Origin of the sequence: Rhodoferax sp. AJA081-3 (assembly GCF_017798165.1) — a bacterium.
Classification (GTDB): Bacteria; Pseudomonadota; Gammaproteobacteria; order Burkholderiales; family Burkholderiaceae_C; genus Allorhodoferax.
This window is the reverse complement of record NZ_CP059068.1, coordinates 777,414-797,283: the sequence shown is the minus strand read 5'-3', so window position 1 is coordinate 797,283 and position 19,870 is coordinate 777,414. Positions and strand designations below refer to the sequence as shown.

Here is a 19,870-nt window from a genome sequence, read left to right as displayed (position 1 = left end):
TGCAACTGCCGGGTGACGGCGGATAGGGAGCCCACATGAATGTTCTGGTGATCGGGGGAGGCGGCCGCGAGCACGCCATGGCCTGGAAGTTGGCAGAGTCCGACAAGGTCCAAATGGTCTACGTGGCGCCTGGCAACGGTGGCACTGCGCTGGACAGCCGCCTGAAAAACGTGCCCATTACCGATGTGGTGGCGCTGCGCGAATGGGCGCAGGAGAACAAGATTGGTTTGACGGTGGTCGGCCCGGAAGGCCCGTTGGCAGCTGGTGTGGTGGATGAATTCCGCGCCCACGGCCTGCGGATTTTTGGCCCCACAAAGGCCGCCGCGCAGCTGGAGAGTTCCAAGGCTTTCTCCAAAGCCTTTATGCAGCGGCACAACATTCCCACCGCAGCGTATGAAGCCTTTACCGACCCGAAGGCCGCCCACGCCTATGTGGACCGCATGGGCGCACCCATCGTGGTCAAGGCCGATGGTTTGGCCGCAGGCAAGGGTGTGGTGGTGGCCCTGACGCTTGACGAGGCCCACGCTGCGATTGACTTCATGCTGCTGGACAACAAACTGGGCGTGGTGCACAACGCGGGTGAGGGCGGCCAGGCTGTGCCACGTGTTGTCATCGAAGAATTCCTGGAAGGCGAAGAAGCCAGCTTCATGGTGCTGTGTGATGGCAAGGACGTGGTGGCGCTGGCCACCAGCCAGGACCACAAGCGCCTGCTGGACGACGACCAAGGCCCCAACACCGGCGGCATGGGCGCCTATTCACCTGCACCCGTGGTCACGCCCCAGGTCCACGCCCGCGCCATGCGCGAGATCATCTTGCCAACGCTCAAGGGCATGGAGCAGGACGGCATCCCCTACACCGGCTTTTTGTACGCCGGTTTGATGATTGACCCGCAGGGCCAGGTCAAGACGCTGGAATTCAATTGCCGCATGGGTGACCCCGAGACGCAGCCGATTCTGATGCGCCTCAAGACCGATTTTGTGGACGTGCTGTTGGCCGCCACCGAGCACGGTGGCCTGGCCAATATGGAACTGGATTGGGACCGCCGCACGGCGTTGGGCGTGGTGCTGGCTGCCTTTGGTTATCCCAGTACACCGCGCAAGGGGGATGTCATCCACGGTTTGCCCGCTCCACAGGAGACATGCATGGTCTTCCACGCCGGAACCGAGGCCTGTGATGGCGCCACCGTCACCAGCGGTGGCCGCGTGTTGTGTGTGACGGCCTTGGCCGAAAACGCCAAGGCGGCCCGCCAGGTCGCCTACGACGCGATACCGGGCATTCGGTTCGATGGCATGCAGTACCGCCAGGACATTGGCCACCGGGCCATCAAGCCGGGCGCAGACGGCAAGGCTGGCCGATGAGTGACACACGGGTGGCGCAGGTGCGGGCCTATCTGACGGGCTTGCAGGAACGCATCACTGGGGCCGTGGCGGCCATGGACGGTGGCACGCAGACTTTTGTGTCAGATGCCTGGGAGAAAGCCCCTGGCGAACCCTTGCAAGGTAATGGCATCACCCGCATCCTGGAAGGCGGCGCGGTGTTTGAGCGCGCCGGCTGCGGCTTCTCGCATGTGTGTGGCCCCAAGCTGCCGCCGTCGGCAACCCAGCACCGGCCCGAATTGGCGGGTGCGCCGTTTGAGGCTATGGGGGTGTCCCTGGTGTTCCACCCCCGCAACCCCTATGTGCCCACCGTGCACATGAATGTGCGCATGATTTCCGCCGGTCACCCGGGGCAAGAAGCTGTGTGCTGGTTTGGTGGCGGCATGGATTTGACACCGTTTTACGGTTTTGCAGAAGACGCGGTGCACTTCCACACCACCTGCCGCGATGCGGTCCAGCCCTTTGGCGCCGACAAGTACCCGGATTTCAAGCAATGGTGTGACGAGTATTTCTACCTGAAGCACCGCGACGAGCAACGCGGCATAGGCGGCATCTTTTATGACGACTTTGCCGAAGGCGGTTTTGACAAGGGTTTTGCGCTGATGCAAGCCGTGGGCGATGCTTTCCTGACGGCCTACATGCCTATCGCCGAGCGCCGCAAGGACACGGTCTACGGCGAGCGCGAGCGCAATTTCCAGCTGTACCGCCGCGGTCGTTATGTGGAGTTCAACCTGGTCTGGGACCGGGGGACACACTTTGGTCTGCAGTCCGGCGGTCGTACCGAATCCATTTTGTTGTCCATGCCCCCCTTGGCCAGTTGGGCGTACCAGGCGGTGCCGGATGCCGGATCGCCCGAGGCTGCGCTGTACACAGACTTCTTGCCCCGGCGAGACTGGTTGGTTTAAACGTGGCAGCAGCATTGCCGCGCCGCATTGGCGTATTTGGCGGCGCGTTTGATCCGCCCCATATCGCCCATGTAGCCTTGGCCCGGACGGCCATCGAACAACTGCGGCTGGACGTGTTGTTTGTCATACCCACCGGTGAGGCCTGGCACAAAAGCCGACCGTTGACGCCCGCGGTCCATCGGCTGGAGATGGCCCACCTGGCCTTTGCCGAACTGGACTGTGTGGTCGTGGACCCGCGCGAAACATTGCGCACCGGCCCCAGCTATACGGCGGACACTTTGTTGGAATTGCGCACCGAATTTCCACTGGCCCAGTTCTTTCTGGTACTGGGTGAAGACCAGGCACAGGCACTGGCTTCGTGGCACCGAATCGGCGAGATTCCTGAAATCGCTACAATATGTGTAGCTGAACGCGCCGATTTCACGAGGGCTGAGGGCATATTTAGTCCATTGCCCCCCGGAATTCCAGGCTTGCGGCGCCTTGAAATGCCTCCCATGGAGGTCAGTTCCACCGATATCCGCTTGCGTTTGGCCCACGGCCAAGCCGATGCCCCACTGGTTTTTGATCCCGTTGCGCGTTATATTGCCCAACACCACCTTTACCGAACTGCCTGATGAATACATCTACCGTTGCCAAAAAAGACATTACCAAGCTCCAACGCGCCATCGTCGATGGTCTGGAAGACGTCAAAGCCCAGGACATCCAGGTGTTTGACACGGAGCACTTGTCCTCATTGTTCGAACGGGTCATCGTGGCATCGGGTACATCCAATCGGCAAACCAAGGGTCTGGCCGCCAGCGTGCGCGATGCCGTGCGCGAAGCGGGTTTTGCCAAGCCCCGCATAGAAGGTGAAGACAACGGTGAGTGGATTATTGTGGATTGCGGCCAAGCCGTGGTGCACATCATGCAGCCCACGTTCCGCACGTATTACAACCTCGAAGAGCTGTGGGGCGAAAAGCCCGTGCGTCTCAAGCTGGGCTCAGCCAAACCGGCCATGGCCGAAAGTGCCAAACCCGCCGCCAAGGCAGCTCCCAAGGTGGAGCCGACTTTGAGGCGTTCCAATGCGGCCAAGAAGGGTGTGGCCGAGGCCTTCCCGTCCAAGGCGCAGTTGAAGAAAGACGCAGACAAGGCCGCCAAGGCACCCGCCCGCAAGACAAGTGCCAAACCGGCCCCGGCCGGCGCTGCCGCTCCTGCCAAGAAAGTTGCCGCCAAGAAGGTACCGGTTTCTGCCAAACGCACCGTGGTGGGCAAACCTGCTGCCAAACCCGCGGCTAAAAAGGTCGCCGCCAAGAAGACCGCCCCCCGCAAAGCCTGATTCTCCCCGTGCGGCTGATCATCGTCGCCGTTGGACAGCGGGTGCCCGACTGGGCGCAAACAGCGTGGGATGACTACGCCAAACGTTTTCCGCATGAGCTCAAGGTCGAGCTCAAGGCCGTCAAAACCGAGCCCCGCAGCTCCAAGACCCTGGAAACCCTGTACGCCGCCGAGCGTACCCGCATAGAGGCCGCCATCCCCAAAGGGACGCGTATTGTCGCGCTGGACGAACGGGGTACCACGGTGACCACCATGGCCCTGGCGGCCAAGCTCAAAGACTGGCAATTGGGTGGCACCGATGTGGCCCTAGTCATTGGCGGGCCGGACGGGCTGGACCCAGCCTTTCGCCAGGCCGCGCATGAGCGTATCCGACTGTCAGACCTGACCTTGCCCCACGCCATGGTTCGTGTGTTGCTGATTGAGCAGCTGTACCGGGCCTGGTCGGTCAATGCCAACCACCCGTACCACAGGGAATAGTTTTTTCCAATGCATGCTGCTCCCGACTTCATTTACCTCGCATCCCAGAGCCCGCGGCGCAGCCAGTTGCTGGAGCAACTGGGTGTGCGACACGCCCTGTTGTTGCCCGATGATGAAGAAGACTCCGAAGCCCTGGAAGTGGTGCTGCGCAACGAAGCGCCCAAGACCTATGTGCAACGTGTGACGGCGTTGAAGCTGCAAGCGGCCCAGCAGCGGCTGGTGCGTCGCAACCTGCAGCCTGCGCCGATTTTGTGTGCAGACACAACCGTGGCCATGGGGCAGACCATTTTTGGCAAGCCTGAACATGCCGAAGACGCCAAGCGCATGTTGCGTGCGCTGTCCAACCGTCCACACCGGGTCCTGACGGCAATCGCCATCGGCATGGGTGATCAGTACGCCGCCGCCTGCAGCGAGTCCTGGGTGACGTTTGCAGAGTTGAACGAGGCTGATATTGAAGCCTTTGTGGCGTCCGGCGAGCCCATGGGCAAAGCCGGTGCCTATGCGGTGCAGGGCAGGGCGGCTGCCCACATAGCGCACATGAGCGGGTCTTACTCTGGCATCATGGGCCTGCCGCTTTATGAGACCGCGCAGGCGCTGCGGTCCTTGGGGTTCAGGCTCTGAATAGATCAACCCGGATACCCGTGATGCAAAACGATATTTTGATCAATTGGTCTCCCCAAGAGGCCCGCGTGGCCATTCTGGAGAACGGCGCACTGCAGGAGCTGCATGTGGAGCGCACTCTGGAGCGAGGCCTGGTGGGCAATGTGTACCTGGGCAAGGTGGCCCGTGTATTGCCCGGCATGCAATCGGCATTTATTGACATTGGTCTGGAGCGTGCGGCCTTCCTGCACGTGGCCGATGTGTGGCACCGCCAGCCCGATGGCGAGGCGCCTTTCATCGCCAAAGGCGCAGCCCCCGTCATCCCCATCGAGAAGCAGATTTTTGAAGGCCAGGCGCTGATGGTGCAGGTCATCAAGGAGCCCATTGGCACCAAGGGCGCGCGGCTGTCCACACAGATCAGCATCGCCGGCCGCCTGCTGGTGTTTTTACCGCAGGACGACCACATTGGCGTGTCGCAAAAGATTCCCAAGGACCAGCGCGACGAATTGCGCAGCCGCATGCAGCAACTGGGCGGCACGCAGGGAGGCGGTTTTATCTTGCGGACCAATGGCGAAGATGCCTCCGACCCCGAGCTGGCCGAAGACATCGCCTATTTGCGCAAGGCCTGGGCGCGTGTCAAGGAAGCCTCCACACGCCTGCCACCACAGTCTCTGCTGCACCAGGATTTGAGCCTGCTGCAGCGTGTGCTGCGCGATATGGTGGGCGAGGCCACCCAGACCATACGGGTGGATTCGCGTGAGCAGTTTGAGGCCCTGAAAGCCTTTGGCGCCGAGTTCATGCCCATGGCGGCCGACAAACTGCAGCACTACAAGGGGGAGCGCCCGATCTTTGACCTTTTCTCGATAGACGAAGAGATTGAAAAGGCGCTGGGCCGCCGGGTGGATCTCAAGTCGGGTGGTTACCTCATCGTGGACCAGACCGAAGCGCTGACCACGATAGATGTCAACACCGGGGGGTTCGTCGGCGCACGCAATTTCGACGACACTATCTTCAAGACCAATCTGGAGGCGGGGCAAGCCATTGCGCGCCAACTGCGGCTGCGCAACCTAGGCGGCATCATCATTGTGGATTTCATCGACATGGTGCGCGAAGACCACCGGGAGGCGGTGTTGGCCGAGTTCCGCAAACAGTTGTCGCGTGACCGTGTCAAGACCATGGCGGGAGGCTTCTCTCAGCTCGGCTTGGTGGAGATGACGCGCAAACGCACGCGTGAATCATTGGCCCACATGTTGTGTGAGCCCTGTGCCGCATGCCAGGGCAAGGGCATTGTCAAAACACCGCGCAGCGTGGCGTATGACATCTTCCGCGAGATTTTGCGCGAGGCGCGGCAGTTCAACCCGCGCGAGTTTCGTGTGGTCGCATCACCCAAGGTCATTGAATTGTTTCTGGATGAAGAAAGCCAGCATCTGGCTGGTTTGAGTGAATTCATCGGCAAGCCTGTATCGCTACAAAGCGAGGCTGCAATGGGGCAGGACCAATACGATATTGTGTTGCTCTAACACCGCCGTTTTTTTTTGCATATTGTTGTCCACCGTGCATTCCAAAGTCAAAAGTCGCTCGCCGGTCCCCATACTGACCTACCACCAGATCGCGGAGACGCCGCCCAAGGGCTCAGGCTTTCGCAGCTTGAGTGTTGCCCCCAAAGATTTTGAACGGCAGATGGCGTTTCTGCATGGCATGGGTTACCACGGCCTGTCGATGACGGCCCTGCAGCCTTACCTGCGCGGTGAGCGCCAGGGCAAAGTCTTTGGTATTACCTTTGACGATGGCTACCTGAACAACCTGACCCACGCCTTGCCCGTGTTGCAGTGGTATGGTTTTTCATCCACTTGTTATGTGGTCAGTGGCATGCTGGGCCAGACCAACAGCTGGGACGCTGCCATGGGTGTGCCACCCTCCGAACTGATGTCCGCGGCACATTTGCGGCAGTGGGTGGCAGGGCGGCAAGAGGTGGGGGCCCATACCCGCCACCATGCGCGTTTGCTGGCTCTGGATGCTGTGGCCAGTGATGCTGAAATTTCGCTGTGCAAGGAAGAGCTGGAGCATGTCACCGGCACCGCAGTCAGCCACTTTTGTTATCCCTATGGTGAGTTCAGGCCTGAACATGTGGAGATGGTCCGGCAGGCCAATTACATGACGGCCACCACCACGCGGCGCGGGCGCTGCCACGCAGGCGACGGCTTGTGGGAGTTACCCCGCGTGCCGGTTTTGCGCCGAACCCACCGCATGTTGCTGTGGTGGAAACTGGTGTCGCAGTACGAAGACCGTCGGCGGGATTAACGGTGGCTGTCCCTCCCAAACGGCTTCGCATCGCTGTCCTGAACCGGATGTTCAAGCCCACCGGGGGTGGTGCCGAGCGTTATTCGATTGCCATGGTCGAGCAGCTCGCTGCGCGCCACGACATCCATGTCTTTGCCCAACAAATAGAGCACCAGTGGCCAGGAGTCACCTACCACCCGATTCCCTGGCCCTTTGATAAACCCCGCTGGATCAACCAGCTGTGGTTTGCACTGGCCACCTGGTGGCAAACACGGCGTGGCTTTGATGTGGTGCATTCACACGAAAACACCTGGCATGGCCAGGTGCAGACGGTGCACGTGGTGCCCGTCAAGCACAGCCTGCTGCAAGGCCGCACGGGTTGGCGCCTAGCCTTGCGCTGGCTCAAGATCGTCACCAGCCCGCGCCTGGTGGCCTACCTGTGCCTGGAACACTTTCGTTACAAGCCTCAGGCGGATCGTTGTGTGGTGCTGGCGTCCGACAGTTTGAAGCCGGTGATGGCGCAGGCGTATCCGGCGTCCGTGCCAACCCTCCAGGTGGTGACACCGGGCGTGGTCAGCGTACCCGGTGTGGTGGCTGCGGACCAAAAGGCAGCGGCGCGGGTGAGCTTGGGGCTACCTGCACAAGGGCGTTGCATCCTGTTTGTCGGGAACGACTACCGCAAGAAAGGTCTGGAAACCTTGCTCGCGGTATTGCCCCAACTACCTGCCGATTGTTTCGTAGCCGTGGTCGGCAATGCGGCTCAGATAGCCGGGTTTCAGCATGCAGTGGATGCGGGTGGTATGCGGGGGCGTGTGTTTTTCTTGGGAGCGTTGCGCACCGTGGATGACGCTTACCGGGCTGCCGATTGCCTGGCACACCCCACGCTGGAAGACACGTTTGCGATGGTAGTGCTGGAGGCCATGGCGCACGGCCTGCCGGTAGTGGTCAGCAGTGCCCAGTATTGCGGCATCTCCGGCCTGTTGGCCCATGAGACAAACGCCTTGATCGTGAACCAGCCGCGTGATGCCACCGAGCTGGCGCAGGAGTTGCAACGCCTGTTGGCGGATGTGGCGCTGGCCAACACACTCAGTGACAACGGTCTGCGTTTTGCCCAACAACACCTGTGGTCAGAGCAGGCACTTCATCAGGAGACCATTTACCAAACGGTGGTCTCAGGCCGTTAGGACCGGCGCGTCTTTGGCGACGAAGGATTCCAGCCCCATCTGGTACAGCCGCGCATAGTGGCCGTTTTTGTCCAGCAATTCCTGGTGGTTGCCTATTTCCACAATACGACCCGCGTCCATGGTGACAATGCGGTCCGCATGCATGACCGTGGACAAGCGGTGGGCGATCACCAGCGTGGTGCGGTTGCGCATCAGACCCTGCAGGGCTTCTTGAACCGCACGTTCGGATTCGGTGTCCAGCGCAGACGTGGCTTCGTCCAGTATCAAAATCGGTGCGTCTTTGTATAGCGCACGGGCAATGGCCAGGCGCTGGCGCTGGCCGCCCGACAGCTGCATGGCGTTGTGTCCCACCACGGTGTCTATGCCCTGTGGCAGATCGCCGATCAAGCCTCCCAGATTGCCGGCGCGCAGGCACTCCGTTACCTTGCTGCGGTTCAAGTCCATGCCCAATGCGACATTGGCAGCAATGCTGTCGTTGAGCATGATGACATGCTGGCTGACGAAAGCAAACTGGGAGCGCAGGGACTGCAAGTTCCAGTCCGCAAGCGCATGACCGTCCAGGGAGATGCTGCCCGTGCTGGCGTCTACAAAACGTGGCAACAGGTTGACCAGCGTGGATTTGCCGGCGCCCGAAGCGCCAACGATGGCAATCGTTTCACCGGACGCAACGGACAGATCGAGCTGGCTGATGACGGGGGCTGAACCGGAGGCGTATTGCACACCAACCTGGGTGAAGACGATGTCGCCCGTGGCACGTGACTTGGCAAACGTGCCTTCGGTTTCATTGGGGGTTGCGTGGATCAGTGCTAAACCCCGTTCCAACGCGACCAGCCCACGGATGATGGGGCTGGATACTTCCGACAGCTGCCGAATCGGCGCGATGATCATCAGCATGGCTACGACAAAGGCCATAAAACCACCGACGGTGGTTCCGCTACTCGTACTCTGGGCCAGCGCTACCGCGATGACTGCGGAGAGGGCCATCGCAGCCAACATTTGCGTCATCGGTGTCATGGCAGCGCCTGCGACGGTTGACTTCATGGCCAAGTGCCGCAGTGATTCGCCCAGCTTGTCAAACCGAACGGCCTGTGAGGTTTGGGCCGAATACAGCCGGATGTCCTTGTGTGCCAGCACGTTCTCTTCCACGACGTAGGCCAGGCTGTCTGTGGCTTGTTGGTTGGCCTTGGTGAGCTTGTGCAGGCGTGATGTGAGTTTGCGCATCACCCAGGCGACCGCCGGAAAAACCGCAATCACAATCAGCGTCAGTTGCCAATTCAAAAACAGCAGGTAGGCCATCATGGCGACCAGCGTCAACGCATTGCGTGTCAGGCTGAGCAATGAGTTCACCAACATCGCGGCGCCGGTTTGGGTCTCGTAGACGATAGCGTTGGATAGGGAGCTGGAGCTCTCTGCAGAGAACAGTTGCAACTGCGCCTGGAGCACCTTCTTGAACATGGCACTGCGCAAAGCCGTCAAGCCATTGTTGGTGATGCTGGACAGACCCAGCTGCGCAACGTAGCCGGCCAGGCCACGCACCGCAAATATGGACACAAACATCGCAGGCACGGTCCACAGATCAAGTTCTCGCTTCACAAACCCGCGTTCGAGCAACAAATCAATCACCGCGGGAATCATGGGTTCTGTGGATGCACCCACAATGGTGCACAGCGCTACCACCGCCCAGGTGGCGGGTGACTTGCCAAAGTAGGGCCACAGCGGTCGTAGGCGCTGCAACAGGCTTGTTGAGGGCGGCGCCGGTTGTGCGGGCGTCTCGGTATCGGGTAGTTCTGTTGTCATGGCAGTGATGTGTGTGGTGTGCTGCGCACCCCCGCGGCAAGCAATAGACCCAAACTGATGCAGAAGAAATCACCAATCCAGTCGTCGTACAAGGTCGAATTGAACAGACAGGCTACCGCCATGGCCGCCAGCACCGACAAGGTAGCGCGCTGGATGTTGTCTGGGAAGCGAAGGGCATCCCGCGCCATACAGGCCATCAACGCCACCAATAGGATCAGACCACCCACACCCAGTTCGACCCCCCACAACAAATATTCCTGGTGCGGGTTGCTGTGGTTGCCTTCGCCAAACAGGCGGGTTGCGGTCTTGCTGTCTTCGAACTGCTTAACGGCGGGAGTCCAGGCGCCGACGCCATGGCCGTTGAAGGGTTTGGCATCTATGGCTTGCAGGGATCTGCGCCAGGCATTCAAACGCCAACCGGAAGAGTCCTCGGCTGCTACTTGCTGGCTTTTTGAGTAGTTCACGCTTTCGCTGACGATCTTGGTGACGCGCTCCTGCACCTGTGCCGACACCAGCAACAGGCCCATCAGTACGACCAGGGGTGACACCACCAGGGTCACCAAGCGGAAACGCCGGGGCATGGCCCACACCAAACCCATGGTCAATGTGGTCAAAGCAACCAGATAGCCGGTTCGGCCTTCCAACAACAACAATGCATTGGCCAAGGCCAACAACGCCGCGGCTGCACCCAGCCAACGGGGCCAAAGACCATCCTGGCGCAGATGCCAAAAGACTGCAGCAGCGGCCGCAAGCATGATGGATTGGTCGAGGTAGGTGGAAAAAACGACATTGCCGGTCGCCGTGTCAGCCACCCAGGGTACGGGGATACCCACAAACAGCAACCAAGAACTGAGCAACAAAAAGCCCTGGCCACCTGCATAAAACAGCAAGCCCATACGTGCTTCGTGCACCGTACGCACGAAATACACCACCAACAGGATACCCATCAACTTGGCGTGTTTTACAAGGCTATAAAGAGCAGACTCCATGTCGGCATCGGTCCACAGCAGGCTGAAAGCGAACACCACCATGCTGCCCAGAACGGCGTATGTCGTCCAGAGCCGCTGCAGTGCGGTATCACGGTGCCGGGTCCAGTGACTGGTTATCAAATACACCAACCCCAGGACAAACAACAAGACCTTGGCGAGACTGATCCAGGCTATGGGCAGGCTGACCGACAGCGCCGCCAGACACACCACGAACAGGCGGACGTTCCACTTGGTGGTTGTGTCAACCATTGCTGGTGGGGTGTTTGGGCGCTTGCCATGCGGCGCCTTTTTGAATTTCTATGGCTTTTACGTAGCGGTAGAAGGTGCCTTCAAAATTACCCAACGCAATGACAAAACCGGCCCAACCGTCGAGGAAGCCGAGTTTGAAGATGTAGTGCTTGGCGAAGGACCACACGCCATGGCCCAATGCGCTGCCCATGCTGATCTTCTTGTGTTTGATCTTCTCTGCACCCAGTGTCGAATAGCGGTTGGACTTGTGCATGACCTCGGCCATGTTCTTGAACGGAAACTGCCAGATGGCATTTTGCAAATGGCCAATGGGTTTGCTTGTCTTCAGCACGTAACCTTCATGCACCGGCTTCAGGTCGTATTCCATCGCACCGTTGCGGAACAACTGGGGTTGGCGGTAGTTGGGGTACCAGCCAGAGTGTTTGATCCAGCGACCCATGAAGTAGTTGCGCCGCGGCATCCAGTAGACGTCGGCAGCATTCGGGTCGTTGGTGATGGCGCGGATCTCTTGTTCGGCCTGCGGCGTGCAACGCTCATCCGCATCCAGGCTGAAAATCCATTCGTGTGAGCAGGCGGCGAGGGCGCTGTTGCGCAATGCACCAAAGCCATTGAAATCGACCTGCACAACCTTGGCGCCCAAGCGAGTGGCAATCTCCGGTGTGCCATCGGTGCTCCAGGAATCCACCAGCACCACTTCATCGGCCCATTGCACGCTTTCTATGGTGGCGGCAACTTTTTCGGCTTCGTTGAAGGCGATGATATAGACGGAAATTTTGCTCATCGGGGGTGGTAGTATTCGGCCACTTGGCGCGCTGCAGGCGGTTGCCAGCCGCGTAGTCTAGTTCAAAATGAATGCTTCCCCACTTGTTTCCGTGGTCATCACGACCTACAACCGCAGTGACGCCGTGCTGGCGGTTCTGGCCGGTTTAACACGCCAGACGGATAGCCAATTTGAGGTAGTCGTGGCGGACGACGGCTCCCGCGCCGAGCACCAGGTCGCTGTTCTGCAGTCCCCCGCAGCAAAGGCACTGCGCGTGACCCATGTGTGGCACCCAGACGTTGGTTTTACCGCGTCGCGTGTTCGCAACCTTGGTGTGGCCGCGTCACGCGGGGCCTACATTGTGTTCCTCGACGGAGACTGTGTTCCCGAGGTGGACTTCATCGCCCAGCACAAACGATTGGCGCAGCCCGGTTTTTTTGTGAATGGCAGCCGCGTATTGTTATCCCCCGCATTGAGCAGCCAGGTGTTGAATGGAGTGGAACTAATCATCGGACGGTCGATCTGGTACTGGCTGGGTCAAAGGGTGCGTGGGCACGCCAGTAAACTAACGGGCCTGCTGCGCCTTCCGGATATGCCATGGCGCAACAGCAAAATTTTTTCGTGGAAAGGCATACGCAGTTGCAACTTGGGATGCTGGCGTACGGACTTTGAGCGGGTAAACGGATTTGATGAGTCGTTTGTGGGCTGGGGCCATGAGGATGCGGACTTTGTCTTGCGATTGCACAACAGTGGGGTGGCACGCAAGAACGGTTTTTGTGCGACCGAGGTGTTTCACCTGTGGCACCAGGAGGCGGCGCGCAACCAGGAGTCACACAACGCTGCTGTCGTGAAGGCCCGTGCCACGACGACCGTAACCCAGCCAACATTGGGTTACGCAAAAGAACGGATCAACGATGATGTGCTCATCACAACACTGGGATAATGCGAAGATGTTGAAGCGTCACCTGTTAATTTTGATAACCAGCCTGGTTTGCAGCTCTGCCTTTGCGCAGTTCCGTGTGGAGGTCTCCGGTGTGGGGCTGACCCAGGTTCCGATTGCCATTGCCACCTTCCGTGGCGACGAATCAGCCCCTCAGAAGATAGCGAGTATTGTCCAGGCCGACCTGGAACGCAGTGGGCAGTTCCGCGCGGTGGACAGCAGTGGCGCAGCCATGGATGAAGGCTCCCGGCCAGAGGTTTCGACCTGGCGCCAAAAAGGGGCGGATGCCCTGGTCACCGGCAGCATCACCCGCCTGGCCGATGGCCGTTTTGATGTGCGCATGCGCCTGTGGGATGTGGTACGTGGGCAGGACATGGGTGGCCAGAGTTATGCCGTAGTTGCGGGCGATTTGCGCCTGGTGGCCCACCGCATCGCAGACTTTGTGTATGAAAAAATGACCGGCGACAAGGGCATTTTCTCCACCCGTATTGCCTATGTGACCAAGGTTGGCCAGAGCTACAACCTGTGGGTGGCCGATGCCGATGGTGAAAGTGCACAAAGTGCACTCAACAGTGCGGAGCCAATCATTTCGCCGTCCTGGGCGCCCAACGGCCAGCAACTGGCCTATGTCTCGTTTGAGTCACGCAAGCCCGTGATTTTTGTGCACGACGTGGCTACCGGAAAACGTCGCCTGGTGGCCAATTTCAAGGGTTCCAATAGCGCACCCGCGTGGTCGCCAGACGGAAAAACCCTCGCGGCGACCCTCACACGCGACGGCGGCTCTCAGCTGTATCTGATGGACGCCACGGGTGGCGAGCCCAGGCGCCTGGCCCAAAACAGCTCCATCGACACAGAACCCACGTTCACGACCAATGGCAGGTCCATCTATTTCGTCAGCGACCGCGGCGGTGCGCCACAGATTTACCGCATGCCGTCAACGGGCGGCAACGCAGAACGTGTTACTTTTACCGGCACTTACAATATTTCTCCGTCTTTGAGTCCGGACGGCAAATGGCTGGCCTATATTTCTCGCGTAAGTGGTGTGTTCAAACTACACGTCATGGACCTGGCGACGGGTGCCACCAATGCCATCACGGACACAACGGCCGACGAGAACCCCAGTTTTTCTCCCAACGGACGACTCATCATCTACGCCACCCAGCAACAAGGTCGCGAAGCGCTGATGACAACCACAGTGGACGGAAAGATCAAGGCCCGCCTGGCGGGTCAAAATGGTGATATTCGGGAGCCCGATTGGGGCCCCATGCAAAAGTAATAACGTAATAACCGCAAATCAAAAGGAGTATTGGATGAAACAATTGGTATTGGCGGCAGCTGTCGCTGTTTTCTTGAGTGCTTGCAGTTCGACCAAATTGGATACGGTTCCCGTTGAAGATAAATCGGGAACCAATGTCACAACACCCGGTGGTCCTGGCACCGGCGGCGTGGGCGAACGTGTAGTCACTCCCGTGGCTCTGGATAAAAGCAAGGTGCCCGATGTCGCCAACCGTGTGGTCTATTTTGACTACGACAGTTATGCCATCCGCCCTGAATTCCAGGCACTCATTGAGACCAATGCCAAGCTGATCAAGGCCGACAAGTCCAAGAAGATCGCCATCGAAGGCCACACCGACGAGCGCGGTGGCCGTGAGTACAACCTGGCCCTGGGTCAAAAACGTGCCGAGGCCGTTCGCCGCGCCATGGGCCTGCTGGGCGTGCCCGATAGCCAGTTGGAGGCAGTGAGCTTTGGCAAGGAGAAGCCTGCAGTCATGGGCTCGACCGAAGACGCCTTTGCCAAGAACCGTCGCGCTGAAATCTCGTACCGATGAAAACACGCGCCTGGTCCACGTCTGTCGTGCAGTTGAGCCGCGTGGCGGCCGCTGCTGCTGTGATGGTGGCTTGTATGGGCCAGGCCTCTGCAGGTCTTTTCGATGACGAAGAGGCGCGCAAGGCCATTCTGGATTTGCGGCAAAAGGTCCAATTGACTGAGCAGAAGCTGGCCGAAGAAACCCGGCGTGCGACGGATGAGTCGGCACAGCTTCAGCGTAGCCTGATCGACCTGCAAGGCCAGTTGGACGCGGTGCGTACAGAATTGGCCAAAATGCGTGGTCAGGATGAACAAATGGCCCGTGATGTGGCAGAGCTGCAGCGCCAGCAAAAAGATGCTGTCCAAAACGTGGACGAACGTCTGCGCAGGTTCGAGCCTTCACGCCTGACGGTGGATGGCCGCGAATTCCTGGCCGATCCGGCGGAGAAGCGTGACTATGACGCTGCCATGACCACCTTCCGCAAGGGCGAATTTGCTGCGGCGCAGTTGGTTTTTGTGGATTTTCTCAACCGTTATCCCAAGACCGGGTTCCGGCCCTCTGCGTTGTTCTGGTTGGGCAATGCCCAATACGCGACCAAAGACTACAAAGACGCCCTGGCGAGCTTTCGTGCGCTGGTCGCCATGGGCGGTGACCACATGCGTGTGCCCGAGGCCATATTGGCCATCGCCAATTGCCAGCTGGAGTTGAAGGACAACAAGGGCGCCCGCAAGACACTGGATGACCTGGTCGCCAACTACCCGTCCTCCGAGGCCGCACAGGCTGCCAAGGACCGTCTGGCGCGTTTGCGCTGACTCCACAACCCGAGACTATGACTCCTGCCGATGGCGATGATGCCGACGTCGTTCGGCGTTTCTCCGGCATGGAGCGCCTCTATGGCATGGAGCCTGCCCGTGCCATACGGGAGTCTCACGTGGCGGTGGTGGGTATTGGTGGTGTAGGCTCCTGGGTTGCCGAAGCACTTGCACGCAGTGGTGTCGGTCGCCTGACGCTGATTGACCTGGACCATGTGGCCGAGTCCAATATCAACCGCCAAGTGCATGCGCTCAGCTCCACCGTGGGCATGGCCAAGATCATCGCCATGCAAGAGCGTATCGCGCTGATTAATCCCGCGTGTACAGTTGTCTGTGTAGATGCCTTTGTCGAGCCCGACAACTGGCCCGCCGTTTTGCCAAGCGATGTGGATGCTGTTGTGGATGCCTGTGACCAGATCAAGGCCAAGACGGCCATGGCCGATTGGGCGCGGCGCGGCAAAGCGCTATTCATATCCGTAGGTGCTGCCGGGGGCAAACGCCATGCCCACAAGGTCGACATCGCCGACCTGAGCGAAACCACACACGACCCGCTGCTGGCGCAAATGCGCTACCGCCTGCGCAAGGCACACAACGCGCCGAAAGAAGGCAAGCGTATCGGCGTCACCTGTGTCTTCAGCCGTGAGGCCGTCAAGGCTGCCGATGCATCTTGCCAGGTAGAGCAGGGCGACAACTCGCTCAACTGCCATGGCTACGGCTCTGCAGTGTCGGTCACGGCGACCTTTGGCATGTGTGCCGCGGGTTGGGTACTCGATAAAATTTCAGAGACCCACAAAACCGGCAATTAAAAACGCTATAATTTAAAGCTTCGCGGGAAGTCGCAAACTTTTTGTAACTTCCTGTCGGGACCTTAGCTCAGTTGGTAGAGCAGCGGACTTTTAATCCGTTTGTCGTGGGTTCGACCCCCGCAGGTCCCACCAATATTCCTTAAGGGATCTTAGCTCAGCTGGTAGAGCAGCGGACTCTTAATCCGTAGGTCGAGAGTTCGAATCTCTCAGATCCCACCAGATTGCCTTTGTGGCATATAGAAAGCCTGCTATCACATCGATAGCAGGCTTTTTTGTTTGTGATCCATGTAGGCGCCTGTGTAGGCAGTATCACACCACGCGGTTGCAGATAGGGTGCACTACTTGGCAAACGCACGACAATAATAAAAATCAAATCAATGAAAGTGCACGATGCCAGAAACAGCTTGGAGCGACGGACATAGAGTGTTGTATCACTGGCAAGGGTTTAACGCGGGCTACCTTGAACAGACGCTAGTTAATCGAACCATACACTGTTCTGCCCCAAATAGATTTAACGACCCTTGGGACTGCAAGCCTCAATTCAATACTGACTTAAGTGACCCGGCCAACCACGAGAAATATGTGCAATGGGCGATAGCCTTAGTCCGCCAGCGTACGACCATGACCGACGCGGACATCGCGAACATGGAAACAACTTTGCGAACCAACAAACTGCGCGCCGCTGAACTGATTTCGGAAGTGTCTCAAAGTGTCGCCGAATCAATTGCAGCAAGCTACCGTGTGTATTGCCTAGGGCCAGACGTAAAAAATTTGCTTATGTGGGCACACTATGGGGACTCCCACAAAGGTATTTGTCTCGAATTCAGCTTGCGCAATGCAATTATGTGCACTGCGCTCCGATGCGAGTATCTAGATGAGTTCCCGCTAGTTGATGTTCACTCCAATGACGTTGAAGACCAAATGCGGGTTTTGTTGGCAAAGGGGCGGCCATGGGAGTACGAAAAGGAGTACCGCCTTGTGGCGCAGGAGAGAAACCAAGCCGTGACCCAAGATGCATTGCTGACGGATGGTGACAACCTGAAATTGCCTGATGGCGCTCTAACAGCAGTAATCGTTGGCTGCCAAGGCGACTTTGATCAAGTACAGGCGCTCGTGTCCAGGGTTGCCCCAGCGATTGCCGTTAAGCGCGCCGTGCGTGTTCCCAATCGATACCAAATCGAGATAGTTGGTTACCGCCCAAGGCTTTAGCTGGGTCAACTATTTCGCCAAGTCCTGCCGACACCGTAAAGCCCTGTTGCTGTGCCCATACGAGGGGTTCACGTACCAATATGGTCCATTCGTGAAAGTCGCTGCCGCCTTGTATAGCCACGCGCTGTCCCTGCCAGTACGCCTTCAATATTGTCAACACACTTGTAGCAATTTGCATGCGCGTGTCTCTACAGGACTTAGTCGCAAGACTAAGTCCTTTTTTCTTTGGTGCTTGCAAGACTTTAAGCCCCTAGCCCCCGTGAAATATAAGAAGCCTGCTATCTAATAAATAGCAGGCCTCTTTGCTTCAGGCCTCCACGCGGCTGGACAACTCCAGCCACTTGTCTTCCAGCTGCGCCAGTTCGTCATTGACCAGCTTCAGGTTGCGGCCGATCTCGGCAATCTCAGTCGGGTGTGGGTTGGTTGACAGGCGGCTTTCCAGCGAAGCACCTTGGGTGTTGAGCGTTTCCATGCGCGCTTCCACCTCTTGCAATTCCTTCTTGGCTTTGGGCGAGGTGTCGCCCTTGGCCTTGGGCTTGCTGGCCGTGGCGACCGCAGCGGCCTGCACAGCGGCTTTTGCAGGCGCCTTGGCGGCTTCCTTGGCTTCTTCGCGCTGGCGTTTGGCCTCGTCCAGCAGGTAACGCTGGTAGTCGTCCAGGTCGCCATCAAACGGTTCCACACCGCCGCGCGACACCATCCAGAACTCGTCACACACCGCACGCAGCAGTGCACGGTCGTGGCTGACCAGCATCACGGTGCCTTCGAACTCGTTGAGTGCCATGGACAGTGCTTCGCGGGTTGCCAAATCCAGGTGGTTGGTTGGCTCATCCAGCAGCAAGAGGTTGGGGCGCTGCCAGACGATCATGCACAACACCAGGCGGGCTTTTTCACCCCCACTCATGCTGCCCACGGCCTGCTTGACCATGTCGCCACCAAAGTTGAAGGTGCCCAGGAAGCTACGCAGGTCTTGTTCACGCGTTTGTTGGCCACCGATCTTGCCAGCCGCCGTCATTTCCTTGACCAGGCGGATCATGTGTTCCAGCGGGTTGTCGGCGGGACGCAGCACATCCAATTCTTGCTGGGCAAAGTAGCCAATATTCAGGCCCTTGCCTTCGGTAATCTCGCCACCGATGGCTGCCAGGTCTCGCGCCACGGTTTTCACCAGTGTGGATTTACCCTGGCCGTTGGCGCCCAGAATTCCGATACGCTGGCCCGCCAGCACGGACTTGCTGACGTTGCGCACGATGACGGTATGCGGCGTGCCATCAGGCGCATCTTCAGGCGGTGGGTAGCCAAAACTCACGCCGCTCATGGACAACATGGGGTTGGGCAGGTTGGCCGGTTCCTTGAACTCGAAGGTGAAGTCTGCCTCGCTGAGCAGCGGTGCAATCTTCTCCATGCGGTCCAGCGCCTTGACGCGGCTTTGCGCCTGTTTGGCCTTGCTGGCCTTGGCCTTGAAGCGGGCAATGAACTTCTGCAGGTGGGCGATTTTGTCCTGCTGCTTGGCAAACGCGGTCTGCTGCAATGCCATTTGTTCGGAGCGCAGGTCTTCAAACTTGCTGTAGTTGCCGCCGTAGCGCACCAGCTTGCCGGCGTCGATGTGCAGCGTGACATTGGTCACGGCGTCCAGAAATTCGCGGTCGTGGCTGATGACGACCATGGTGCCTTCGTATTTCTTGAGCCAGGCTTCCAGCCAGACCAGGGCGTCCAAGTCCAAGTGGTTGGTGGGTTCGTCCAGCAGCAGCAGGTCGGACGGGCACATCAGCGCGCGGGCCAGTTGCAGGCGCATGCGCCAGCCGCCGGAGAAGCTGTCCACCGGGTTAGTCAGTTCCGTGGTCTTGAAACCCAGGCCCAGGATCAGCGCTTGGGCGCGGGCCGGAGCGTCGTGGGCGCCTGCGTCTTGCAGTGCCATGTAGGCGTGGGCCATGCGGTCATAGTCTTCGGTGGCTTCGGACGCGGTCACTTCTTGTTGTGCTGCCAGCAGCACGGTGTCGCCTTCGACTACAAAGTCGGTAGCGGACTGGCTCGTTTCCGGCATGTCCTGTGCGACCTGGCCCATGCGCCATTGGGTGGGGATGTAGTACTCACCTGCATCTTCGTGCAGTGAGCCGTTGAGCAATGCAAACAGCGAGGATTTGCCAGCGCCGTTGCGGCCCACCAGTCCGACCTTTTCGCCGGGGTTCAGGGTGACGGATGTGCTGTCCAGTACGACCTTGGCGCCGCGGCGCAGGGTGATATTTTTTAAGGTGATCATCGTTTAGAACTCAGTTTTCGATTCAATTCGTAGAGGCGTTTGCGGCCTGCAGGTTGGCGAGGGCTGGTGGACGGGGTATCCGTTCTCCGGCTCATCTCGCGGGCGAACGG

19 protein-coding genes and 2 tRNA genes are annotated in these 19,870 nt (G+C 59.0%); 17 read left to right on the top strand and 4 right to left on the bottom strand.

Features of this window, described 5'->3' with window-relative positions:
• Positions 1-35: 35 nt before the first annotated feature.
• Genes purD through HZ993_RS03670 form a run of 9 tightly spaced genes read left to right on the top strand, consistent with a single transcriptional unit; the run spans position 36 to position 8,136 of the window.
• A complete protein-coding gene (purD, locus tag HZ993_RS03710; protein WP_209395927.1) occupies positions 36-1,358 on the top strand; it encodes a phosphoribosylamine--glycine ligase in 1,323 nt (440 codons plus the stop codon).
• Positions 1,355-2,281: an oxygen-dependent coproporphyrinogen oxidase gene (hemF, locus tag HZ993_RS03705; RefSeq protein WP_209395926.1), complete on the top strand. Its 927-nt coding sequence runs from the start codon at positions 1,355-1,357 to the stop codon at positions 2,279-2,281. Before purD ends, hemF begins: the two co-directional genes overlap by 4 nt.
• Before the next feature lie 2 nt (positions 2,282-2,283).
• Positions 2,284-2,895 (top strand): nicotinate (nicotinamide) nucleotide adenylyltransferase, encoded by a 612-nt coding sequence (gene nadD / locus HZ993_RS03700; RefSeq protein WP_209395925.1) that lies wholly within the window; start codon positions 2,284-2,286, stop codon positions 2,893-2,895.
• Complete coding sequence (gene rsfS / locus HZ993_RS03695) at positions 2,895-3,596, top strand: ribosome silencing factor (protein ID WP_209395924.1); 702 nt, start codon at positions 2,895-2,897, stop codon at positions 3,594-3,596. The genes nadD and rsfS overlap by 1 nt, the downstream gene beginning before the upstream one ends.
• Before the next feature lie 8 nt (positions 3,597-3,604).
• The gene (rlmH, locus tag HZ993_RS03690; RefSeq protein ID WP_209395923.1) at positions 3,605-4,072 is read left to right on the top strand and encodes a 23S rRNA (pseudouridine(1915)-N(3))-methyltransferase RlmH; all 468 of its coding nucleotides are present in this window, start codon (positions 3,605-3,607) and stop codon (positions 4,070-4,072) included.
• 9 nt (positions 4,073-4,081) lie between these two features.
• Entirely contained in the window at positions 4,082-4,693 is a 612-nt protein-coding gene (locus HZ993_RS03685; RefSeq protein ID WP_209395922.1) for a nucleoside triphosphate pyrophosphatase, read from the top strand.
• A 23-nt stretch (positions 4,694-4,716) separates the two neighbouring features.
• Positions 4,717-6,192, top strand: a complete 1,476-nt coding sequence (gene rng, locus HZ993_RS03680) for a ribonuclease G (RefSeq protein ID WP_209395921.1) — start codon at positions 4,717-4,719, stop codon at positions 6,190-6,192.
• Between the two features lie 34 nt (positions 6,193-6,226).
• Complete coding sequence (locus HZ993_RS03675) at positions 6,227-6,973, top strand: polysaccharide deacetylase family protein (protein ID WP_245213810.1); 747 nt, start codon at positions 6,227-6,229, stop codon at positions 6,971-6,973.
• Between the two features lie 47 nt (positions 6,974-7,020).
• Entirely contained in the window at positions 7,021-8,136 is a 1,116-nt protein-coding gene (locus tag HZ993_RS03670; protein WP_209395919.1) for a glycosyltransferase family 4 protein, read from the top strand.
• Here the strand turns inward: HZ993_RS03670 and msbA are convergent.
• The 3 genes from msbA to HZ993_RS03655 are packed head-to-tail and all read right to left on the bottom strand — an operon-like array spanning position 8,125 to position 11,952.
• Complete coding sequence (gene msbA / locus HZ993_RS03665; protein WP_209395918.1) at positions 8,125-9,933, bottom strand: lipid A export permease/ATP-binding protein MsbA; 1,809 nt, start codon at positions 9,931-9,933, stop codon at positions 8,125-8,127. The two genes, HZ993_RS03670 and msbA, sit on opposite strands and share 12 nt — an antisense overlap.
• Positions 9,930-11,171: an O-antigen ligase gene (locus tag HZ993_RS03660; RefSeq protein ID WP_209395917.1), complete on the bottom strand. Its 1,242-nt coding sequence runs from the start codon at positions 11,169-11,171 to the stop codon at positions 9,930-9,932. Before HZ993_RS03660 ends, msbA begins: the two co-directional genes overlap by 4 nt.
• Positions 11,164-11,952, bottom strand: a complete 789-nt coding sequence (locus HZ993_RS03655) for a glycosyltransferase family 2 protein (protein ID WP_209395916.1) — start codon at positions 11,950-11,952, stop codon at positions 11,164-11,166. The genes HZ993_RS03660 and HZ993_RS03655 overlap by 8 nt, the downstream gene beginning before the upstream one ends.
• A 67-nt stretch (positions 11,953-12,019) precedes the next feature.
• Between HZ993_RS03655 and HZ993_RS03650 the strand changes: the two genes are divergently transcribed.
• The 8 genes from HZ993_RS03650 to HZ993_RS03615 all read left to right on the top strand — a co-directional run bounded on the left by HZ993_RS03650 (position 12,020) and on the right by HZ993_RS03615 (position 17,506).
• Entirely contained in the window at positions 12,020-12,874 is an 855-nt protein-coding gene (locus HZ993_RS03650) for a glycosyltransferase family 2 protein (protein ID WP_209395915.1), read from the top strand.
• 7 nt (positions 12,875-12,881) lie between these two features.
• The gene (tolB, locus tag HZ993_RS03645; protein ID WP_245213809.1) at positions 12,882-14,147 is read left to right on the top strand and encodes a Tol-Pal system beta propeller repeat protein TolB; all 1,266 of its coding nucleotides are present in this window, start codon (positions 12,882-12,884) and stop codon (positions 14,145-14,147) included.
• 34 nt (positions 14,148-14,181) lie between these two features.
• Positions 14,182-14,700: a peptidoglycan-associated lipoprotein Pal gene (pal, locus tag HZ993_RS03640; RefSeq protein ID WP_209395913.1), complete on the top strand. Its 519-nt coding sequence runs from the start codon at positions 14,182-14,184 to the stop codon at positions 14,698-14,700.
• On the top strand, positions 14,697-15,491 hold the full coding sequence (gene ybgF / locus HZ993_RS03635; RefSeq protein WP_209395912.1) for a tol-pal system protein YbgF: 795 nt from the start codon (positions 14,697-14,699) through the stop codon (positions 15,489-15,491). The genes pal and ybgF overlap by 4 nt, the downstream gene beginning before the upstream one ends.
• Positions 15,492-15,508: 17 nt before the next feature.
• Positions 15,509-16,297 carry a ThiF family adenylyltransferase gene (locus HZ993_RS03630; protein WP_209395911.1) on the top strand — a complete coding sequence of 263 codons (789 nt, stop codon included), beginning with the start codon at positions 15,509-15,511 and terminating at the stop codon, positions 16,295-16,297.
• Positions 16,298-16,353: 56 nt separating this feature from the next.
• Positions 16,354-16,429: transfer RNA gene (locus tag HZ993_RS03625), tRNA-Lys, on the top strand.
• Between the two features lie 11 nt (positions 16,430-16,440).
• A tRNA-Lys gene (locus HZ993_RS03620) sits at positions 16,441-16,516 on the top strand.
• Positions 16,517-16,918: 402 nt separating this feature from the next.
• Entirely contained in the window at positions 16,919-17,506 is a 588-nt protein-coding gene (locus HZ993_RS03615) for a DUF2971 domain-containing protein (protein ID WP_209395910.1), read from the top strand.
• A 307-nt stretch (positions 17,507-17,813) separates the two neighbouring features.
• Here HZ993_RS03615 and HZ993_RS03610 read toward each other — a convergent pair whose 3' ends face one another.
• A complete protein-coding gene (locus HZ993_RS03610; protein WP_209395909.1) occupies positions 17,814-19,760 on the bottom strand; it encodes an ABC-F family ATP-binding cassette domain-containing protein in 1,947 nt (648 codons plus the stop codon).
• Positions 19,761-19,870: the final 110 nt, after the last annotated feature.